We start from the raw sequence: 21,199 nt of genomic DNA on the forward strand, positions 1-21,199 counted from the left end.
TTGCCTTTGTGCTCTCGCTGGCCGACGATCACAAACTGTTGGCGAACAAAACGGCGGCTGTGGATTCGACGTATCTAGAAGCCAACGCGGCGATGAAATCGATCGTCCGCAAAGAGACGGGCGAGGATTGGAAGGAGTATGTGCGGCGTCTCGCGGCCGAAGAGGGAATCGACATCGACAACGACGAAGACCTGCGCAAGTACGACAAAAACCGCTCCGGCAAGAAGGTTCCCAACGCCGAATGGGAATCGAAAACCGACGGTGAAGCCCGCATCGCCAAGATGAAAGACGGCCGCACGCACTTGGCGTACAAGGCGGAGCACACGATCGATTTGGATAGCGAATTCATCCTGGACGCGAGCATGTATCACGCCGACGAAGCCGACAGCGCGACGTTGTTAACGAGCATCGAGGCGGCGCAACAGAACTTGTTTGAAGCCGAAGTGTATCGCGAGATCGAAGAGGTCGTGGCGGACAAGGGGTATCACAAAAACGAAACGCTGGCGGATTGTCGCCGCTGGAACTATTGGGGTTTGCGGACGTACATTCCCGAACCGGATTCGCAGTTTGAGAGGCGTTGGACCGACAAGCCGCCCGAATACAAGGAGGCGGTGTATGCCAACCGTCGACGGATGAGCGGCAATCGAGGCAAGCGTTTGCAGAAGAAGCGAAGCGAGTTTGTCGAGCGAAGTTTCGCCCACGTTTGCGAAACGGGCGGAGCACGGCGGACGTGGTTGTGTGGGTTGGAGAAGATTAACAAGCGTTACAACATACAGGTTGCTGCCCGCAATTTGGGTTTGCTGATGCGCAAGCTATCCGGCATCGGCAAACCACGTTGCCTGCAGGGGGGATGGGGGCTTATCGATCATTGCCAGCTTGCCAAAACAGCGATTCAAAACGCGCTGAGCCGGATCTGGAACTTGTACGCACCCCGACAACAGAAACTACATTGCATTCCACCAGTCGCGACGGCGGTTTAATAATTGCGGTAAAGCTGACTTTCTCAACGGGCAGTTAAGTCGTGTCTAAACTGAAAATGAAGAGTTTTCGGCCCCCTTCGAAGACACCATAAAACAGACATTCGAAGGGGGGCCACAGCTCGGTCACAGACTCTCAAACGACTGGGGGTCAAGAGGTCGCAGGTTCAACTCCTGTCTTCCCTGCCCTCCTCGTGTCGATGCGGTCTTGGTCACTTAGAGTCACTGGAAGAGAGGTAGCGGTCTCCTGGCGACCGTTTACTGTGTCGAAAACAACCGTTACCACGAATGGCGTTGGCTTAAAAGTTGGTATCGTTCAGCGGTCACTTACACCAACGCAATTTAGATGCCCGGCTTCGCTTCCGGGATTTGTTCACCTGAGTACAGAGAACAAAATTACATACTGCGGACAGTGGATGGAGCCTCCGCGTTTCTGTTTATTCTGACGGGTGGGGGGCCCTCAAGCCATCTGTGCCGGGTAAACAATAAACCGTGCCTACCAAAACGGGGAAAATTTCCTTGCTTAGCAGCGATAACACGTGCTAGTTTGGCGATATTCGCGAATATTTCTCTCTTAACCGGTGTGGTCACGGTGCTGCGCCCGGTCCTTTTTCTGGAGGATCTGAGTAATGTGGAGATCTACGGCGGGTTTGTTGATGGCATTCGTGGTCGGCGCCTCCAGTTGGCTGGGCCTCCCCCAGCAGGCGGAGGCTGCCATCATTAGCGCACTGGGTGGAACAGTGACGCTCGATGGTCAGACCGGCCTCGAATGGCTCGACATGACGGCCTCGACCGGCTTTGGCTACCAGGAGATCCAGGCCGAACTGCTGCCCGGTGGGCAGTTTGAGGGCTTTCGACTGGCGACGCGTAACGAGGTGCGCACGCTCTGGGAGAACGCCGGCGCCACGACCATCGCGAACAGCGGCAACTCGTCGACCAACTATCAGCCTGGGAATTTTCCGGCGATCAATGCGCTCCAGACCCTGATGGGCGCGCCCGACGCTGGTTTCAACGTTGGGTTTGACTCGATCATGACCTATGGTTTGTCGGCGGACATTATCGATGTGCTGGGCAATGACCGCGTCGCGATGCCTGGTATGGGCGTCGACACGGCGGGGACGTTGGGGTATGCAACGCTCACTCAGTACGCCAACCCACTCGATGCGAGCGGCTACTCGAGCTTCGGCTCCTGGTTGGTGCGCGACACCAATCTGCCGCTGGTCATTCCGATTGGTGACGGTTCGCAATCACTGGACTTGGTGACGGGCAATGTGTGGCTCGACATGACTCTATCCACTGGGCTCAGCTTCCAGGAAATACAGGCGGAAACAGCGGCAGGCGGCTTGTTCGAAAGTTATCGGCTCGCGACGCGCGCCGAGGTGGGGGAACTTTGGGAGCATGCGGGCATCGTCGATATTGCGGCGAGTGGCAACAGCTCTATCAACTACACGGCCGCTAACTTTCCGGGCGCCTCGTATTTGCAAGGCTTGATGGGCGCGCCCGACGCTGGTTTCAACGTTGGATTCGACTCGATCATGACCTATGGCTTGTCGGCCGACATCATCGATGTGCTGGGCAATGACCGCGTCGCGATGCCTGGTATGGGCGTCGACACCGCAGGGACGTTGGGGTATGCAACGCTCACTCAGTACGCCAACCCACTCGATGCGAGCGGCTACTCGAGCTTCGGCTCTTGGCTCGTTAGCGACACACCGATCTCGGGTGTCTTCATCGATCAAGACGTAGTCGCCGTCCCTGAGCCTTCGTCACTTGCGTTGTTCGCGATCGGTGTGATCGGCCTTGGCACGTTCGCTCGACGTGCCCGACGCTTCCGTTGATTCTTGGAGAAACACTTCTGGGGGAACTGCTTGTCGCCAACGTAGCAAGAAGGTGCTACGGCGGCTCCGCTCTCTCAAGATGCTTGCAACCATTGCGAGTGCTTTGCTGGTTACCGCGCAGTCCCAAAACTGTGACGGACGGAAGTCGAACGACAAAAGAAGTTTCGCGAGAAAAATACGTGAAAGAAGAGATAGACCCGAGCGTCGATGGAGATTTCGGGAAGTGGCTTACATGTGGAGGGAAGCCAGGGTCAATCCGTAGCGGAGACACGAGTTTCGCAAAATTGATGACGAAATGCGGACGGAGTCAGTCCGGCTTTCTTTCGGAATACGCGCGACAGGTATTGCACATTCGTAAATCCAACCTGAGTTGCTACTTCCGCGATTGTAAATGAAGTCGACGCAAGCAGGAACTTGGCTCGCTCGATGCGCACCAATGAAATCTGTTCTGCGATACCTCGATCCAAAAGGCATGCGACAGAAAGTAGGCGTTGCGATTGCGCTCGCAAAAAGCGCCAAAGTGTTGCTGCTTGACGAGTCGACCTCCGGTCTTGACCCCAGTGCAGCGAACGAGTTTTCGAAGATACTCGAATCGCTTCGCAATGATGGAGTTGCGATTCTGATGGCGACCCATGATCTGTTTCGTGCAAATGAAATCGGTGATCGTATCGGCATCACGCGAGCGGGCCGATTGGTCGAAACCATCAAAGCCAAGGAGACGACTCTATCCGAACTGGAAGCGACGTACCTCCATCTTTCCTGAGAATTCACCGTCGGTCATGCGGCCTGCTTATCAGGCCCCGATGCCTCTTTTTGCAAAGAGATATGTGGTTCCAAGAGGGCTTTGAACGGGGAGCATGCTCGCGGTTGATTGGTTAAAGGGCCATTGAGATGATTCTACGGGGCGGCGTCATCCGATTTGATGAGCCAGACTTCAGAAACCATACAGCCACGGCCGTCGACGAGGTTCCATTCTACGTCCAGAGTACCGCCTCGCGTTGCTGCCTGGGGCACGTGGTAGCTGACTGGCCAGATGGGGGCCGGTTGAGCGACAGGACCATGAATGCCGAACTCATCGTTCAAAGTGAGCGTCATGCTGGGGCGGAAACGACCGGCGTATGTGACTTTGAGTCGGTACTGGGCTTTCGGATCGAGACCTTCGTACCTCATCTTGAGGGGCGTGCCGTAGAGAGTCGTGATTTGTGTTTGCCAAGACCCCCGCAATTCTTGACGTCCCGTGTGGGCTCCTGCCACGCGGGCCACTTCTTCTTTGAATGCCAAATCGTCCTTTTCCGTCTGTCCGGTCTGCTTTGCAATCGTCTTGGCGTCCGCCTTGTAATTCGGGAAGGCCACGCGAGAAGTGTGATTGCCTGAAGGGTCTTCTTCCCAGCTTCGTTGCGAAATTACGTGCGAGTACTTTCCGATTGTTCCCAAATCATCGTAGAACCCGCCGGGTCCTGGATCCTCCCAGTTCAGGATGGTATCGATCTGAGCGAGCTGATCTGCCTGGTTGGGGAGTGCCAGAATTGCTTCAAACCGCTGTTCCAGCCAGGGCCGGTTATTTAATGGCTGATCCAGCCAGTCCAGCATAGCGCCACGCTCCGAATTTCGGGCGAGATAGGGTGGCTCGACGCTCAGTTGATAGCCGATGCTCTCCAGCATCAGGGGCCCCAATGCCTCAAGTCCGGACCGCAGCGCAGGTGCTGCCGGCCGGTCAGCTTGAGCCAGCGCCGCACGGGCATTTTCGATGGCCTGGCTCACGCCAGTCTGTGAGGCATCGGCCAGTGCGGCGAGTGCCTGGGCTTCATAACCTTTTTGAGCACGGGTTTCTGCCTGGACGTTGGCATCAAATCGGGCGCGGAACAGATACATTTGTGCTCGCCAGTTTTTGTCAAATTTGGGAACGCGCTTCGCAATTTTTTCCCACAAGGCCAGCGTATGGGGAATTGCTGTGTTCTCCGCAATAGGTCCACTCCAATTGGCCTCCAGCCCGCGCAGTCCCTCTGCAACGTCTTTCGCCAAATCGACTCCAAACCAGACTTTGCCGTACTCCTCAAGGGCGGCATCCATGTCTGACTGCGGATCCCAGCCCAGGACGTTCCAGACCTGTTTGTTCAGATCATCATGGATTCCGTCTGAATACGTGCCGAAACCGTCGCTGACATTTAGGTATCTGCGGTAGATGTGAGACTGCATTTTGGGCATCGGCATTACGGGTTCTCGGCCAATGGTGTGCGCAAAGGCCGGGTCCCAGTTGGGGATCGGGTACTGGCAGCGCACCGTGTGGTTGATGTCCGGATACCGCCGGATGGGATAGCGGGTTGGTGTGCGTTCACGCATTTCCTCCCATCCCATCTTGATCCATGGTCCGTAGACAAGTCCGGCGAGCCAGTCAGGACTGTTGGAGGCGAGGTAGTCGAAGAAGTAGTCGTTTTCTTCCAACGTGAAGGTCTGGTTGGAAACCCAGATTTTGGCATTGGGATGGATCTCCTTGAGAACGACCGACAGTTTCTCCAGGAAGGGCATCAGATGCACGGCCGGTGTATCGCCATCGTCACCACCGGGAATAAACAAGTGGTCGATCGCCGGATAATTCTTGAGAAATGTGCGGCGTAGTGCGAGCGCCTTCGCGGTGCCTTCAGGTGTTGTCACGTCTTCACCCTCGATTGCCATGACCGGCGACCAGACCCAGACGTCAATACCATACGACCGGATCAGCTCCGAGAGCGCCACGTTCCTCGAACGCATCGTCTCGGTCATAACGGGACCATCCTTGGCATTCGCGTCAAGGTTGCTGATGAGCTCCACACCATTGCACCCGAATATGATCAGATCGCGGATGTATTGCTCATACATGCCCACCGTCCAGGCATCGTAGGTATTGGCCGTATTGCGGTATGCCAGCTGGTGCGCGCGAATCGGAACGTCCGGCGTCGAGACGATCGGTTGATCGAGCTTCAAGGTCAAAACTCCCGGCCGATACGTTGCGAGGCGAATCAGTCGCCCCGCAGCATAGAGTGCGCCCCGCGCGTCATGACCGACGAGGCAGACTTCTCCCTTGCGGACAGCGACCGCATAGGATTCAGGCTTTTGAGGTACCTCGACATCCGAGATATCTGCCGATGTTCCCAAACGGATGACCAAATCATCTGCGGGTGCGGATTTGGCAATCGGCAGTGTGATGCCGCTACGCTCAGCCAACTCTTCCTGCAGCATCACTGCCGCCTTCGCCACGACGGGCGACGGTGAGTCTGTCACGATTGTTGCCGTCGACAAATCGATCGTCGAAGCCGCCATCGCGGTAGCAGGACTGAGGACAAGGAACAGCAATCCGCCTATGATTCTGTGATACATCCGTTCAAACTTCTCACTCTCTGTCATGCGGTCTGACTTGGTTGTTGTAATGGATGGGCCGGGCACTCGTATCGTCCCGAATTATTGCAAACAAGACTCCAAACCAAATGGCGATCTATAAAACCGCTTTGTTCGAGAGTCTCCACATGAAATCGGTCCTGGTCACGTCTCAGGGCGATTTGTTGGAGTATATCTGGAACTTGACTACTCCGCCACAATTTCATTGCCATTGCGACTGTTCCTTCGTACGTGGGACGCCCCTCAACGCGCATCTCTCATCCTGCGTTCAGACCGTCCGCGCCTTCCTTCGTCTCAAGCTCCTCAATCGGTGCGGTGAGTGGTGTTCCTCCCCACTGGTGACCGACAAACGCCGTGCGAGAGTTGCGGCGTTTGTTCGTATATGCTTGTAGCAGGCTTAAAAAACTTTGGGGCATGCGGCCCAACCCAATCAACCTCTCTGGTTTTGGGGGGCGGTTGGTTAACAGGCATCGTGGTACGAGAATCAAGGAGACTGTTACAAGCCTCACGGTAATTTTGCCATCTACGTTCAGGTTTATCGAGGGCTGATCCGGATTTACTGTTCGGCGAGGTGTTTCTCGAACCAAGCAGCCATTTCCGTAACGGCTTGCTGCATGTCCTCTGGTACGAAGCCGTGTCCCGAGTTTTCATACTCGATCAATTGGTTTGGAATTTTCTTAGCATCGAACTCCGCTTGAATCTTACGGCTATGGTCGATCGGCACGAGGGCGTCCTTTGCCCCGGCAAGCAAGAGTGTCGGGGCGTCGTCGGGAGTGACATACTTCAAGGGGGAATGACTTTCCGCTTCCTTCATCCCCAGATCGAGCGCCGGGAAATTCGCGTAAGCTGGTAATCGCTGCGGGTGGTCTTTCACCATAATCGTCAAATCGGTGGGAGCCACAAACGCCACAACGGCCTGCACCCGGTCGCTGAATCTACCGACGGGGGCCTTGTCGTCCGGGTTTCCTTCGTCGGCCGTTGTGCCGAGCATCAAGGATAGGTGTCCTCCCGCGCTCATACCAAACACGCCCAGGCGATTCGGATCAATCTTGTACTTGTCGGCGTTTTTGCGAATGAAACGGACGCTGCGGCGAACGTCGGAGACGGCATCGGGAATCCCGTAACGCGGACTGCTCCCATGCCGGACCGCGAAGACCGTGAATCCTTTGTCGGTCAGCGGCTTGAAAAGTCCCTGCACTTGCTCCGGGGGCGCCCAATGCGAGTACCACCCACCGCTGACCATAAACAGAATTCCAATGCCTTTTGCGTCGTGCTTTGGCGTGAATACGTCAAACGTCAGCGCGAGGCCGTCCTTGTGGCCGTACACGACGTCGGGCGTAATGCTCACGCCGGTATCCTCAGCAACAGCGATCGTCGGAACGAGCAGCAAGCAAACCGCGATGAACGTCCGCATAGTGTCAATCCTCAAATGCAATCGTGGTTTAAGAGGGAGCGGTCAGCCGATTATCCATAATGGATTATGGCCAAGCTACGTCGGCAGTCAGTTCCACCGATGATACCCTCGTGCAGCGTCGTATTCCATGAAATGAAGTCGTTTTCACCCGACTCGACGCACCACGAGTGGCCGGAAAGGCCGACTAGCCTCTTTTCCACTCAAAGGATACCCCTGGTTCGAAGCGTTTGGGCCGTAGTCCGTTCGGGAATTTGGGCTTGGGGATTGGCCCCGTTCGGAACTCGCGAACTCTCTGAATTGGTGTAGGCTGGTGTTTTACTGGACAGGCAATAGTATGCTGATTTGCCCCGCCATGAAATGCTTTCGCTCTCGCATGGAGTTGACGCAGCGGTTATGATGTGAATGTGCCGAAGACTTTCAGAGTCATAGTCGAATGAATGTTAGGTGAGACACTCGTTCTTCGAGGTTGCTGGATGCTAGAGTTTGTTGATCCTTGGGCAGGATTCCACGACCGAGTGTCGCGGCGTGAGGTAGTCACGCTGGGTGGAATTGGCGCGCTGACTTTGACCGGCATGGCTGCCAACACAGCAGCTCAAGAATCCACGTCGCGAGGCACCGCGAAGCGATTGATTTTTCTATCGCTCTTCGGCGGACCTCCGCATCAGGAGACTTACGACATCCAGGAAGAGGCTCCGGCGGATTTTCGTGGCGAGTTTCAATCAATCGCCACATCGCAGCCCGGGTTTCGGATTTGTGAATACATGCCCAAGCTGGCTAAGCTGGCGCACATGTATACTGTCATCCGTTCTATGACGCATCCAGACAACGGACACGAGTCGGCTTACTATGCGTTGATGACCGGTCGTCCTTATCCGCAGCCGAACACGGCCAACGCAAGACCCGCTCCGACAGATTTCCCCAACTATGGCTCCGCGATTAGCTACTTGCGGCCAATACAAAAACCGGTTCCCAGTTTTGTGCTCACTGGAGGGTTGATCTCGACACACATCGGCCAAACCGGCGGCTTTCTGGGACAAAGTTGGGCACCTTATGTTCTCAAGCAAGACGCCAATGAGCCGGATTTTAATGTGCCCGAATTTAAGCTATTGGACGACATTCCACTGACGAGACTTGATCGCCGTCAGGGACTGCTCGATAGTTTAAGTACACGCGATAAGGCCTCGAAACAACAACCTGGCGCGAGCAACTTTGCGACCTACCAGGAGCGAGCGTTTGACATTTTGACCAGTGCCCGTACGCGGGCAGCGTTCAATATCGAAGCGGAGTCACCGGCAACGCGGGCCGCCTATGGGGATCATCCTTTTGGTCAGAATGTGTTGTTATCGCGGCGCTTGGTGGAGGCGGGCGTACCCGTTGTGCAGGTGAATTATCGCAATCGGGGTGATGGCGGTCTGGATACGCACCACGACAATTTCAACATCTGCAAGGGCCATTTGCTCCCGAAACTAGATAGTTGCATTTCAGCCTTGCTAATAGACTTGGAAGAACGTGGCCTGCTCGACGAGACGCTGGTCGTGGCTTCAGGGGAATTCGGTCGCACACCAAGAATCAATCACAATGCCGGCCGCGACCACTGGGGTGGCTGTTGCTCGCTATTAATTGCCGGAGGTGGCATCAAGCGGGGATACCTCTATGGATCGTCGAACCGGACGGGCGCTTATCCAGCAACTGACCCGATCGGACCTTGGGATCTGTACGCCACGATCATGCATTGTTGTGGTGTCGACCCTGAAACCATGATTCATGATAGCGAGGGCCGGCCACATCGCCTTTGTGAAGGGACGGTCATCGACAACGTTTTACAGAAATCGTAGAGCCGAAATGACACCGCGACTCACACGGATAAACAGCAAAGATCGCACGACGCTGATCCACATTCCCGGTGGTGAATTCATCATGGGAAGTGATGAGTTTTCCGTTGAGCGACCGCCACATCGCGTGCGGGTTTCGCCGTTTTGGATGGGGCGAACCGTAGTCAGCAACGCACAATATCGACAGTTCCTGAAAGAAACAAACGGGACGCCATCGGAGTATAATAACAAAGCACTCTATGATCACCCGGACCAACCGGTGGTGGGAGTGAGCTGGGAAGAAGCGGCGGCATATTGTCGTTGGGCCGGCGGTCGTCTGCCGCGCGAAGCGGAGTGGGAATTCGCAGCACGTGGCAGTGACGGAAGGCGCTACCCGTGGGGAGATGAAGAGCCCAACCCAAGCCGGGCAGTTTACGGTCGCATCTTGGGCAAGGGAGGGAAACCGGAGGTGGTGGGGGCGACGCCCGGGGATGTCAGTCCCTTTGGGATCCTGGACATGGCGGGGAACGTCATGGAATGGTGCAACGATTGGTACGGTCCTTATCCGACTCATTCCGAATCACCGCTGATCGATCCGATCGGGCCTGCCGCGGGGGCCAAACGAATCATGCGGGGCGGTTGCTGGAACTTCCAGTCCACATCCTTACGGGCAACTGGGCGGTGGCCAACCGTCCCCTCACTGCAAAGGGGAACAGAACATATTGGCATTCGTTTGGTCGTTGATGTCGATGCTCGGCATGATGGGTAATGGATGCCAAAGACGCATGAATATGCAACTTTTTGTGAAATGCAGCGAAGTTATGGCTGGCCTACGTTTATCAACCATGTGTTGGCCGGCCACCGCTGATTGGTCAAGTTCTGCTCCGCGGCGGGGCATGCAAGTCTGCTAACCACCTCGAACTTGTTGGCATTCAGTGGCAGTAGTATCATTCAACCTGCGTGGCTGTTTATCCCTAAGTTGAGCGAGTAGCCTAAATGGCGAGAATGAATCATGTGAACCGTCGTCAACTTTTGCGAGTTGGCTTGACCGGTTTCACCGGCCTAACATTGCCCGGTTTATATCGTGCTCGAGCCGAATCGAATCCCACGGCTCCGGCATCCGAAACCGCAATCATTCTGGTCTGGCTACGCGGCGGGCAAAGTCATCTCGACACATTTGATATGAAGCCGCTGGCCCCTTCCGACTATCGCGGGCCGTTCAACCCGGTCGATACGAACGTGCCTGGCATACAGATTACGGAACTCTACCCGCGCCTGTCACAATGTGCCGATCGATTCGCATTGTTACGGTCGGTGGCTCACAACGCCGGCGGACATCCTTCGGGGTCATTGCGCGTCCTGGGCGGAGATCCCGCGACTGCTGACAAAACGACGCCGACCTATCCGGACTGGATGTCGATCGCAAGCTATCTGCGTCACAATTCTACGCAACAGCTTCCCAACTATATCGCTATCAATCCGGTCGACCGTTACGATTCGTTTCAAATCGCCGGCCCGGCGTATCTGGGGCCCTCCTACGAACCGTTTCAGGTGACGGGCGATCCGAACAAACCGGAGTTTACCGTACCCAACGTTGGGCTACGTGATCCCAACGCAACGCGGCGTCTCAACGAACGGGGCGAACTGAGACGCAATATCGATCGTATGCGGCGTGATATTGACCAGACCGGACTGATGCGTGCCTTTGACGATTTTGACGCACAGGCACTACGACTGCTATCCAGCCCCGAAGCGGCCCGAGCGTTCGACCTTTCGTTGGAAGCGGACAAGCTCCGCGACCGCTACGGACGCAACTTATGGGGACAGCAATGTCTGATGGCGCGACGACTCGTTGAAGCGGGGGTCGATATTGTGGCCACGGAATTCGATGGCCCGTTGTGCGGACGTGTCGCCAACTGGGATGATCACGCCGTCAACCATCACGTGTTTGATGCCAATGCCTATCGCGCCCCGTTCTTCGATCAAGCCATTTCTGCGTTGATCGAAGACGTCTATGACCGCGGGCTCGACAAGCGGGTCATGGTCGTTGTCACGGGTGAGTTTGGACGTACGCCGCGAATTTCACATGTTGCCAGCAGCGGCGGCGGAGTCGCCAGCGCGCCGAAAGGAACGGTTCAGCCCGGCCGCGATCACTGGCCGCGGGCCAACACCATGCTGTTTGCAGGGGGTGGAATTCAAACTGGCCAGGTGATCGGCGCCACAGATGCGCGGGGTGAAGACCCGATATCTCGACATGTCACGCCCTACGATTTTCTGATGACGATATTTCATCACCTCGGTTTCGACCACGTGCAACTCGGGCTTAAAAGCTTTGCCGGGCGGCGAAATCCAATTTTTACTAAAGGCGACCCGATTCGAGAACTGTCGCGTACTGCCTAGACGAGGCGCAGGTAGACGAACGTCGTGTTCATTTCCGGTTTAAGCGCGCATGTGCATCTGACGGTTCACGACGGGACACCGGGGGATTTTTTTGCGTTTGCGAAACAGGCCGACGACGTTGGCCTGTGTCGCTGAATAGACGGGGTGCCGGGAAAAGTCCCTCCAACAAGAAAACGCCCCAACGCGGCCACCATGGGGCGTTAGTAGCGAAGCGGGTTGCTTCTTAATCGCAAACGACCCGCGATCCGCTTTCGCAAACCGCGAGTCATCGCCCTTGCGTCCGATGTATTCCGCCGGGGCGGGCCCCACTTTTTCCATAGTCAGGGGCTGATGCACGGCATGGAAGGGTATGAGCAGGTCTCTGACGGTTTGCGTACTCGAATTTGCGCGACATCATAGGGTTGCAATATTCGAGAATAAAAATCGGACCTGAACGTCAATCGAAATCCTAACAAGGATTTCAAAGGCTGATGGCAACTCGATGGCGAAATCGGTGAAGCGATCAACGCTTAATGTCACCCTCATCATAATTTAACAATTTTATAACTTAATAACCGGGTGAGCTGATTTTCGATGCATGTCTTCTCGCTGCCACAGGCTTTACGATTCCACGGAGCGCAGTTTCGTGACCGCCTTCCTGTATCGCGTTGATACGAGAGACATCGTCGTAACCGAGGCAATTGAGACAGTTCCTGCCAATCCATAAGGACTCACCATGAAGACTGACGATATGCATCTCCAAGCGGACGAATACTACGGGGCACGACGAACAGATGGTTGGCTGGTATTTTGTCTAGCAACTGCGCTGCTTGTGGTTGGGACACTACCGGTCGACGTATTGGCTGTTGAATCAACTGTCGTTTTGCGTGGTGCTGACTCGGTCGATCAGGATGACATGTGTTTTTGGCTGAACAAGAAGGACCCATCAAAAAGTACCGTGATCACGTCGGATAAAAGCGGCGATTCCCTGTTTGTGTATGATCTGCAAGGCGATTTACTACAAAAGGTCAGTATGCCGAAGCCGGGGAATATCGATATCCGCAGTGATTTTCCACTCGGCGAGAATCGCGTTGATATTGTAGCGGTCAATCAGCGTGAGGATGGATATCAGCTGAGGGTCTTTCAGGTTGATCCGGCAACGCGTCTGCTGACGCGCATCGATGGCGGGATCCCGACAGGACCAAACTACGGCGGTTGCCTATATCACAGCCGGAAGAGTGATCGATTTTACTTCATCTGCACCTCCGATTCAGGCACGCTCGAACAGTATGAGTTAACCGCTTCTACCGATGGAAAAACCGTGACGGGAACAAAAGTCCGTCATTGGAAACTCGGAAAGTGCGAGGGAGCCGTTGCCGACGACGAGCACGGAGTGGTGTACATCGGCGAGGAAAATAAGGGCGTGTGGAAACTCAATGCGGAACCCGATGGTGCGACGCCTGGTCAATTGGTAATTGAAATCGGACAGAACAAGCTTCAGGGGGATATCGAAGGTCTCACCCTTTATCGCTCGGAGGGTGGTGGTGGCTATCTGATCGTCTCGGATCAGGGCCGCAATACCTTTATGGTTTACGAACGAGGCGACAGCAACCGTTACGTCGGGCAATTTATGATCGATGGCGTTCAGGAGACGGATGGAATCGAAGTCCTGAGTATTGGTCTGGGAGATCACTTTCCCGATGGGGTGTTTGCCTGTCACAACGGCGCTGATCCGGAACCGCATCCCGTTGTGTTGACACCTTGGACAAACATCAAAGCCCAGCTGAAATCACGCTGATGGATGACTTGGCGGCACTTGCAATCCACTACAGCGGAATCGTTTCCGGCGTAGCTGGACCTATGAGTCTGGCAGAGGATTTTTCTCGAAAGCGATGTTGAGAACAAAGTCGGTTTACGGGGAATTGCTTAGCTCCCCCCTGCTCTGTGACTGGAAGCCTCGCATTCTCAGCAAAGTCATCAGCAGACATAGGCCAGCGTCATTTGACGGTTTGCGGTAGCAACGATCGCCGAATCCTATCTAACGAAGCTTTCCTCGATTCGCGGCCTAGCTGATAATATTTGTAATTCAGCGTGTCGAGATCGATGTCCAGCATTGTTTCCAGGCCTTGCTGCGCGAATTGACGGTTGATGAGATACGGGTCATCGAGCGCGTTGATCAGGTCCGTTAAAGCCCACTGCGCATTGGCTTTCGTTAACGCATCGACACCAATCAGCCGAGTGGCTTCGCTTGATGAATTGCGTAACCAACCCAACGCGACCGCTAGGTTGCGATCTGGGTAATTCTGTGAAAGCATTTGTTCCGAGTAGTCAGTATGTTCTTCGCCATACCATTTACGCAGATTGTGAATTGTCCAATCAATGTTTTCCTCGACATGGCATAAATTGCAGGCGTTGGGTTGATTGGCTTCGATCATCTTGCGGTTGGTTGGGCTAAAGATCATGTGCGTTCGCACGACATCCTGCAGCCCCTCGCTGATCTTCGGCATGTGGCAATTCATGCAGCGACTTCCAGCACTACCTGCGCTGTGGTGCGTATGCATGGCCCGCGCGTCTGGCTCGACAAATTGCTGATGACATTGCAGGCAGCTGGCATCATCCTCATCAGGTGTTCGTGCCCACTTTTGACCGATTGCCTGATGAGGATCGTGGCAGTGCACGCAACTCAGCGCGTTGCCCATCTCGTTATGGGCGACATCAGCATTCGTTGAGCCCCGGTAGCAATGGCCATTCATCGCATCGGTCGCTTCCTGAGAATTGAAGCAAGCCATGCCGCCTGCATACGTCACATTTTGGGCGGAATGGCAGCGTGCGCAGATGAAATTGATGTTCTCCTGCGTACGCCCCCAGATATCGTGCGAGGGTTGATCTTCTAAAACAGTCAGATGCGGGCTTGCGGGAAAGAATGAGGGCCGATGTTCTTTGGGTTGTGCGACATGGTCGCGGCAGCCATTGTGGCATGCTTCACAACTGATCCCCAATGTCACAGCGAACTCGGGAGCCGGCAGACTTTCCAGCTTGTAACGTAGTGAAGCAGCGGCTTTCTTAGACGGCATTCGCCCGTCAGGGATCAAGGCCGCTAGCTTGGGGTGTGCTTCTGAAAAGTACCCGCGTGTGTCAAAAGCAAATGAGTGCGGCGTATAGATTTCCGCTCTCTTCCAAGACTTATAAGACCACAGCCAGTCGCCGATCGGACGTGTCGTATGGCATGACGCGCAGCCGGTGGAATAGACGCGGAGGGTCTTCGACTCGAAAGGGTCCACGCGTTGCTCGTCTGGTGTTTCTTCGCTTAAGTGCGTTTCGGGGACCCATTCTTTTTGTTGGATCCAATACGTAAATGGAATATGGACGTCCAGTTGCCAAAGCGGGTCATTCTTAGGGTCCGGTCCATCAATCAAGCGGCCGACATACGACTGGTAAAACCGTCGACCAATTGTGCGTTCGATTCGAAATTCGCGAACAACATCGTTGCGAGAAAGCCGAGCATGAAATTCGCCATTGGTTCGAAAGAACGAAGCGTCTCCCCCCATGTAGTTCGTTTTCGACGCGCCGGAAAAATCGCCTAGTACTGTCTCTTCTGTCGCATAGGCATTCATCCAGCGGTGGGAATGCTCAGACCAGTTATCGTGTTGCTCCTTATGGCAACTTTGGCAAGTATCCGGACCGACATAATCACTTCGACGGATGTTTGATGCCGGAGCTTGGACTTGAGATTTAGCAGAGGCCACCGCCGGGGGGTTACCCCATAGGAACACTGCGCGTTCATCAAAATAGTTCGTGACCCGCGGCGGTTTTGCACGGTCCTCAGCGCGCTGATTGCCTTGGGTTCGCGGTGTCCGAACCGACCGAAAGTAGGCCGTCGTAGCTACAGTTGAAACCACAACAAGCATACACACGGCAATAACTCGATAGCGGAATTGCACGTCTCGAAGTTCTCCATACCGAATGAATCGCGGACCTAGGATACGTACCCAATGGAATGGGGCGCGAAGAAGCTTTCAACGATAAAGGCGATGGTCATTCTTTGGGGGCGGAAGGAGTCGCCCAGCTAAGAGATTATAAACAACCGTGAGCGATTCTATTGTTAAGAGTCAGTGAACTTGATGAATTCGTGATGATTACCGCGACGTACTGATTGCTATGAGTTTACGTGAGTTGCATACTGTCACCCGATTGGATTTCTGGAGCTCGAAGAATAAGCATCCAGGCTCGCCGTTAGGATTCCGTAATTGGGAACTTCGCTCGTATGGCTACATTCAATGCGTCAAAGTCTTCTTTAGAACACTCGACAATCCCGCGTAGGACGTTCCTACACGCATTAGGGGGCTTGGGAGTCTCCGGAACTCTTGGTGAATTTCTGAAGCGCTCCGCTTACGGAAAATCAGATTACACGATCGCTGGCTACGGCCCGCTGCAACCAGTTGCGGATCAAACGACGGGACTCAAACTACTGCAGCTTCCCGAAGGCTTCCGTTATTTGTCGTTTGGTTGGAACGGTGATGTGATGGCCGACGGGGGCCTGACACCGGGTGTACACGACGGAATGGGGATCATCGGCGAGCAAGACGGCGTGATCACGATGTGCCGGAATCACGAGTTGAAAGCCAAGTCCGGTCCTTTTGGAACGGATGCCATCCGTTACGACCCTGAGGCGGGCGGCGGATGTTCGTTGTTGACCTTCGATGCGAACGATGGAAGCTGGCTCGAAGCGAAACCGGCATTGGCAGGGACTGTCAAGAACTGCGCGGGAGGAACAACCCCTTGGGGCACTTGGCTGACTTGTGAGGAATCGGTCCTCGGTCCGGGAGGAGTCGATGGCGACGAACGCTTCGATTTCCAGCGCGACCACGGTTGGATCTTTGAGGTTACTGCCGATGGTGCGGCATCTCCTGTTCCTCTCAAAGCGATGGGCCGATTTGTTCATGAGGCGGTCGCAGTCGATCCGGTGAACGGATTCGTCTACGAGACAGAAGACCGAGGAACCGCGGGGTTTTATCGCTTCAAACCCAATGAACCCGGGAAGCTTGCCGCAGGCGGGCAACTGGAAATGCTCAAGGTGCCTGGTGTTGGGGATCTTCGTCGCGGAGTCAAAGTGGGGCAACAATTCGATGTCGATTGGGTTGCGATTGAGGACGTCGAACGAGCGCATTCCCCAAAAGGCAGCGGTGGCGACAATCCCGCAGGGGACGAGTTGGGTGTCTTCATGCAAGGGAAGATGCAGGGCGGCGCGACATTCGCCCGCCTTGAAGGCTGCTGGTGGGGTAATGATCTAGTTTACATCGTCTCGACCTCTGGTGGTGAAAAAGATCTCGGACAGGTCTGGCAATACGATCCGCGCAACAACCGCTTGAAACTCATCTTCGAGTCTCCCGACTCAAGCGTCGTCGACAGTCCGGACAATATTTGCGTGAGCCCGCGCGGAGGTCTAGTGCTCTGCGAAGATGGCGACGTCATCCCGCAACACCTGCGTGGCATGACCCAGGATGGTCGGATTTTCCCATTTGCCGCCAACAATGTCGTGCTTCACGGTGAGCACAACAATATCCGCGGCGATTTTCGAGGTGGAGAATGGGCGGGAGCCAACTTCTCCAAAGATGGACAATGGCTCTTCGCCAACATCCAAGATCCTGGAATCACGTTTGCGATTACCGGTCCCTGGGGAAATGAGTTGCTGTGATTCGCAAGCAACAGCGATTCAACACCCGCTCACATTTTTGATCGGGTGATCACCATATTTCGGACAGTTCTTCGTCAATTGGCTGGCGTTTTAGCGGAACCAAACACTCAGGATTAACTTTTACCAGTTGGAGAATTCTATGCTCAATCGAAAAAACCGCGTCAAAGGCTTTACGCTGATCGAGTTGCTGGTGGTGATCGCGATCATCGCGATCTTGATCGCTCTGTTGCTTCCCGCTGTACAGCAGGCACGTGAAGCGGCCCGTCGCACGCAGTGCCGAAACAACCTGAAGCAACTCTCGTTGGCAATGCACAACTACCATGACGTCTATGGATCATTTCCTCCCGGTCTTATTGCTGACCCTTGCGATGATATGTGTGCCACCCAATTTCCGGGTGCCGGATATGCGGGTAACGACACGGATGGATTCTCGTGGGGGGCCTACCTGTTGCCGTACGTCGAGCAGACCGCCTTGTACAACGCAATTGATGTCAACGGAATTTCAGGCCGGTTTGAAGCCGGGATTCCCGAGGCCAGAGTTTCACTGCGTGCGTTCAAGTGTCCCACCTCGACGCTCCCTTCCCAGGTCCAGGCGATAACCATCAATGGAACTGAATCGGGTAGCTATTACGGCGACGGCATTATTGTGAATTTTGCCGATGACCCCAGCGACTTTCCCGTCTCGACCCCTCCCGAAATGGTGGGCTACCCGACGTCTGACTACAAAGGCAACGTGGGGTTCACTGACCAGGGGGTTTTCATCAAACTGGAAGATTCAATTGGGGATCGGAGTAGCCCGGCGGTCGTTCAAATCAAACACATCACTGACGGCACGAGCAACACACTCGCCATTGGTGAGTCGTCCTACATGAACGATCCGGAGTCGTGGCCGCTGGCACTCGGTGCCATGCTGGAAGACGAATCGGTGCTCGCCAAGACCGATGCGAATGCGATCCCGAACACCACGTTCGACGACGACTCGTTCATGAGTTTCCATACCGGGGGAGTCTTCTTCGCCCTGTGCGACGGAAGTGCTCGATTCATCAGTGAAGACATCGATGCACAGGTCTATTTCAACCTCGGTGAGCGCAACGATGGCAACGTGCTGGGCGAATTCTAAATCCACTCCGTATCGGGTTGAATTTGTTCTTACCGATTTCGTACCCCAAAAGTGGGCTTTGTTGTCATGAGACTTTTGAAGAAGTGCTTTTTAATTGTGGCCGTCGTTCTGTCGGGGGCAAGTGTCCCCGGCTGCGGCGGCGGGGCGTTCGACACGGCCGAAGTCAGCGGTCGTGTGACTTGTAATGGCGAGCCAATTAACCGTGGCCAAGTCATATTTCGGCCTTTTGTCCAGAATTCCGAAGAGAGACCGGGCAAGTCGGCCATCGGGCATCTGAATGAAAACGGCGAATTCAGCATGCTGACAACTTATGATCTCGGTGACGGCGCAGTCGTGGGCACTCACAAAGTGCAGGTGATTCCCAAGGGCTATGTGATCGATGATGACGATGAAGAAGAAGAGCAATCGTCCGCACCGGTGAAACGGTATCCCTGTATCCAGCGAGGCGGATTCACTGAGCATATTGTTGAAGTCAAAGGTGGAGAGACCAACATTTTGGATATCGAACTATCGAGCACTAAGTGAGGTTCAGCTGAAATCACTTATGCTCTCCGTTCAGCGGGCCATGTTTGTACGATTTGTATTCATGTCCAGCAAATTGCAGGCCGGTTGGTACGTTCGTTTGCCGGGGATTGTGTGATGACGAGAACAACCACGTCCTCGGTTCAGGCGCCACAACTCACTTCCGCTGAAAAAACATCGGCGGATTCTCCCGCGAATACTGCGGACAGTCGCGACGACAGTAAAACAAGCGAGCAGGGATTCAACCACGTTGGTCGTCACCGGATAAGCGAGCGGTTGCTTGAAGAATTGCTGTCCCCGGTTAATAACGCCAGCTTAATGGTGTTTCGGGTGGCTTTCGGACTAGCGGTGGCGTGGTATGCACTCAGATCTCTGCTGAGCGGCTCAGTCGCCTATAACTACATCCAGCCCCCGATGCACTTTTCTTTTCAGGGGTTTGAATGGATTCACCCTTGGCCCGGCGCGGGCATGTATTTCCATTTCACCCTGATGCTGACCGCCGCACTCTGTTTCGCCGCCGGGTTTTGCTATCGACTCAGCTCAGTGCTCGTCTTCCTGACGTTTACTTTTACATTCCTCTGTGAACGGTCGCTCTACAACAACCATTACTATTTGATGAGTCTGTTAGCGTTTCTCTCGATTTTCATTCCACTGCATCGTCGCTGGTCGGTGGATGTCTTCAGGTCACCGGAAATCGCTAGTACGTATGTCCCAGCCTGGACTGTGTGGCTCCTGCGATTTCAGTTGGGAATCGTGTATTTCTACGGGGCTGTGGCAAAACTCAACGCCGACTGGCTGCAAGGGCAGCCCATGCGGATGTGGTTGGTGAAACTCTCCGATTATCCCGTCTTGGGGAGCTACTTCACTGAGGAATGGGCCGTCCAAACCTTTGTTTGGGGCGGTCTGTTGATTGACCTATTCGCGGTGCCGTTGCTGTTATGGCGGCGCTCGCGGCTTTATGCCTTTGCCGTGATCGTCCTGTTTCATGTCATCAATTCGACGTTGTTTGACATCGGCGTGTTTCCCTGGCTGATGATCGCTGTGACCACGTTATTCTTTTCACCAGATTGGCCGCTACGACTCGCGGGGCAGAAAAGCAGATCCGCTCCCAGCAGCTCTCCTCAAACGGTCCGTTGGACTCCGAAGCTAAGATGGGGCGTGGCTTTGTTGTCCGTCTATGTTTTACTCCAACTCGTCGTCCCGTTGCGGCATCATCTGTATGACGGCCAGACGAGTTGGACAGAGAACGGGCATTTCTTTTCCTGGCGGATGATGCTTCGCAACAAGATCGCAGCGGTCCGTTTTTATGCGCGGAATCCAGAGACGGGGCGGGAGGGGATTGTGGACCTTCGTCCCTATATCACTCCGTTGCAACTCTCTAAGATGGCCCGCGATCCCAACCACATCCTGCAGATGGCCCATTTCCTGGCTGATGATTTCCGGAAACAAGGCTTGGGGAACACCGAGATTCGCGTGAGGGCCTTGGCCTCGCTGAACGGCCGTAGGCCTCAGTATTTGATTGACCCGGATGTGGATTTGGTCAAGCAACAACTCGGCTGGTTGAAGAGCGATTGGATTGTGCCCTTGAAGGAACCGTTCCGACACGACGCCTGGGACCGTCCGGTACAGTACTGGGAAGAAGAACTCGGCCTGTGAAATGGGAGTTGCTCCATCCTGATGATTCAATGACAGTAATGGACGGCCGTCGAATACCCAAAGGAGATTCGACTTAACGGATTCGGGAAGTACGTGTGGCAGAATGAGCGTACCGAGCTGAAGTCGCGTGCGGCAGACCACAGCATTTGGTTCGCCCTCAGCGAGGTCGCCCAACGCACCCCCAATGGCAGATTCCCCAATGCCTGATGCGGCCGCTCCGTGTGATAGAGCTCGACGTATACAGCGATCAGGTAGTCGAAGTGCTTTGGCCCACATGTGATGAAGTAACCCAACGCTGGTCCGCAAAGCCTGCGCAAATTGCCGCAGTAAATTTGCCGCGCAGGTTGTTCACCCGTTGGAAATATCGAAGAGAATTCGTTACGTTCCGAGACAGCGTGTCGGTCTCGAATTCTTG

The 21,199-nt window shown here is 54.8% G+C and carries 15 protein-coding genes and 1 pseudogene; 12 read left to right on the forward strand and 4 right to left on the reverse strand.

The window, feature by feature from the left end; translation table 11 throughout:
* Positions 1-8: 8 nt before the first annotated feature.
* Both Mal52_RS14940 and Mal52_RS14945 read left to right on the forward strand, forming a co-directional pair.
* Complete coding sequence (locus tag Mal52_RS14940; protein WP_231962358.1) at positions 9-980, forward strand: transposase; 972 nt, start codon at positions 9-11, stop codon at positions 978-980.
* A 653-nt stretch (positions 981-1,633) separates the two neighbouring features.
* The gene (locus Mal52_RS14945; RefSeq protein WP_197534199.1) at positions 1,634-2,815 is read left to right on the forward strand and encodes a PEP-CTERM sorting domain-containing protein; all 1,182 of its coding nucleotides are present in this window, start codon (positions 1,634-1,636) and stop codon (positions 2,813-2,815) included.
* A gap of 251 nt (positions 2,816-3,066) precedes the next feature.
* Here Mal52_RS14945 and Mal52_RS30550 read toward each other — a convergent pair whose 3' ends face one another.
* The gene (locus Mal52_RS30550; protein ID WP_197533971.1) at positions 3,067-3,249 is read right to left on the reverse strand and encodes a helix-turn-helix domain-containing protein; all 183 of its coding nucleotides are present in this window, start codon (positions 3,247-3,249) and stop codon (positions 3,067-3,069) included.
* 32 nt (positions 3,250-3,281) lie between these two features.
* Here Mal52_RS30550 and Mal52_RS29820 point away from each other — a divergent pair.
* Positions 3,282-3,578 (forward strand): annotated as a pseudogene (locus Mal52_RS29820) (AAA family ATPase); the annotation flags it as partial.
* A gap of 134 nt (positions 3,579-3,712) precedes the next feature.
* On the opposite strand, the gene Mal52_RS14955 reads toward Mal52_RS29820, so the two are convergent.
* A complete protein-coding gene (locus Mal52_RS14955; RefSeq protein ID WP_231962360.1) occupies positions 3,713-5,776 on the reverse strand; it encodes a hypothetical protein in 2,064 nt (687 codons plus the stop codon).
* A gap of 175 nt (positions 5,777-5,951) precedes the next feature.
* Between Mal52_RS14955 and Mal52_RS30220 the strand changes: the two genes are divergently transcribed.
* Positions 5,952-6,164, forward strand: a complete 213-nt coding sequence (locus tag Mal52_RS30220; RefSeq protein WP_231962361.1) for a hypothetical protein — start codon at positions 5,952-5,954, stop codon at positions 6,162-6,164.
* A 579-nt stretch (positions 6,165-6,743) separates the two neighbouring features.
* On the opposite strand, the gene Mal52_RS14960 is transcribed toward Mal52_RS30220, so the two are convergent.
* On the reverse strand, positions 6,744-7,601 hold the full coding sequence (locus Mal52_RS14960) for an alpha/beta hydrolase (RefSeq protein WP_145376999.1): 858 nt from the start codon (positions 7,599-7,601) through the stop codon (positions 6,744-6,746).
* 473 nt (positions 7,602-8,074) lie between these two features.
* Here Mal52_RS14960 and Mal52_RS14965 point away from each other — a divergent pair, with 473 nt between their 5' ends.
* The 4 genes from Mal52_RS14965 to Mal52_RS14980 all read left to right on the forward strand — a co-directional run bounded on the left by Mal52_RS14965 (position 8,075) and on the right by Mal52_RS14980 (position 13,589).
* On the forward strand, positions 8,075-9,436 hold the full coding sequence (locus Mal52_RS14965) for a DUF1501 domain-containing protein (RefSeq protein ID WP_197534202.1): 1,362 nt from the start codon (positions 8,075-8,077) through the stop codon (positions 9,434-9,436).
* A gap of 7 nt (positions 9,437-9,443) precedes the next feature.
* On the forward strand, positions 9,444-10,181 hold the full coding sequence (locus Mal52_RS14970; protein WP_197534203.1) for a formylglycine-generating enzyme family protein: 738 nt from the start codon (positions 9,444-9,446) through the stop codon (positions 10,179-10,181).
* 227 nt (positions 10,182-10,408) lie between these two features.
* Complete coding sequence (locus tag Mal52_RS14975) at positions 10,409-11,812, forward strand: DUF1501 domain-containing protein (RefSeq protein ID WP_197534204.1); 1,404 nt, start codon at positions 10,409-10,411, stop codon at positions 11,810-11,812.
* Positions 11,813-12,527: 715 nt separating this feature from the next.
* Positions 12,528-13,589 (forward strand): phytase, encoded by a 1,062-nt coding sequence (locus Mal52_RS14980; protein WP_145377002.1) that lies wholly within the window; start codon positions 12,528-12,530, stop codon positions 13,587-13,589.
* A 199-nt stretch (positions 13,590-13,788) separates the two neighbouring features.
* Here Mal52_RS14980 and Mal52_RS14985 read toward each other — a convergent pair whose 3' ends face one another.
* Positions 13,789-15,537: a hypothetical protein gene (locus Mal52_RS14985; RefSeq protein WP_145377003.1), complete on the reverse strand. Its 1,749-nt coding sequence runs from the start codon at positions 15,535-15,537 to the stop codon at positions 13,789-13,791.
* A 518-nt stretch (positions 15,538-16,055) separates the two neighbouring features.
* Here Mal52_RS14985 and Mal52_RS14990 point away from each other — a divergent pair.
* The 4 genes from Mal52_RS14990 (at position 16,056) to Mal52_RS15005 (ending at position 20,784) form a co-directional block, all read left to right on the forward strand.
* Positions 16,056-17,486 (forward strand): alkaline phosphatase PhoX, encoded by a 1,431-nt coding sequence (locus Mal52_RS14990; protein WP_145377004.1) that lies wholly within the window; start codon positions 16,056-16,058, stop codon positions 17,484-17,486.
* Between the two features lie 139 nt (positions 17,487-17,625).
* Entirely contained in the window at positions 17,626-18,606 is a 981-nt protein-coding gene (locus Mal52_RS14995) for a DUF1559 domain-containing protein (protein ID WP_145380662.1), read from the forward strand.
* Between the two features lie 66 nt (positions 18,607-18,672).
* Positions 18,673-19,131 (forward strand): hypothetical protein, encoded by a 459-nt coding sequence (locus Mal52_RS15000; protein ID WP_145377005.1) that lies wholly within the window; start codon positions 18,673-18,675, stop codon positions 19,129-19,131.
* Positions 19,132-19,245: 114 nt separating this feature from the next.
* Positions 19,246-20,784 (forward strand): HTTM domain-containing protein, encoded by a 1,539-nt coding sequence (locus Mal52_RS15005; RefSeq protein WP_145377006.1) that lies wholly within the window; start codon positions 19,246-19,248, stop codon positions 20,782-20,784.
* Positions 20,785-21,199: the final 415 nt, after the last annotated feature.

Source organism: Symmachiella dynata (genome assembly GCF_007747995.1).
Lineage (GTDB): Bacteria > Planctomycetota > Planctomycetia > Planctomycetales > Planctomycetaceae > Symmachiella > Symmachiella dynata.

Coding starts and splice junctions, on each gene's coding strand:
- Mal52_RS15005 (WP_145377006.1), top strand. CDS start 19,246: ATGACGAGAACAACCACGTCCTCGGTTCAGGCGCCACAACTCACTTCC.
- Mal52_RS14995 (WP_145380662.1), top strand. CDS start 17,626: ATGCTCAATCGAAAAAACCGCGTCAAAGGCTTTACGCTGATCGAGTTG.
- Mal52_RS14965 (WP_197534202.1), top strand. CDS start 8,075: ATGCTAGAGTTTGTTGATCCTTGGGCAGGATTCCACGACCGAGTGTCG.
- Mal52_RS14945 (WP_197534199.1), top strand. CDS start 1,634: ATGGCATTCGTGGTCGGCGCCTCCAGTTGGCTGGGCCTCCCCCAGCAG.
- Mal52_RS14980 (WP_145377002.1), top strand. CDS start 12,528: ATGAAGACTGACGATATGCATCTCCAAGCGGACGAATACTACGGGGCA.
- Mal52_RS15000 (WP_145377005.1), top strand. CDS start 18,673: ATGAGACTTTTGAAGAAGTGCTTTTTAATTGTGGCCGTCGTTCTGTCG.
- Mal52_RS14960 (WP_145376999.1), bottom strand. CDS start 7,601: ATGCGGACGTTCATCGCGGTTTGCTTGCTGCTCGTTCCGACGATCGCT.
- Mal52_RS14990 (WP_145377004.1), top strand. CDS start 16,056: ATGGCTACATTCAATGCGTCAAAGTCTTCTTTAGAACACTCGACAATC.
- Mal52_RS30220 (WP_231962361.1), top strand. CDS start 5,952: ATGACCAAATCATCTGCGGGTGCGGATTTGGCAATCGGCAGTGTGATG.
- Mal52_RS14975 (WP_197534204.1), top strand. CDS start 10,409: ATGGCGAGAATGAATCATGTGAACCGTCGTCAACTTTTGCGAGTTGGC.
- Mal52_RS14970 (WP_197534203.1), top strand. CDS start 9,444: ATGACACCGCGACTCACACGGATAAACAGCAAAGATCGCACGACGCTG.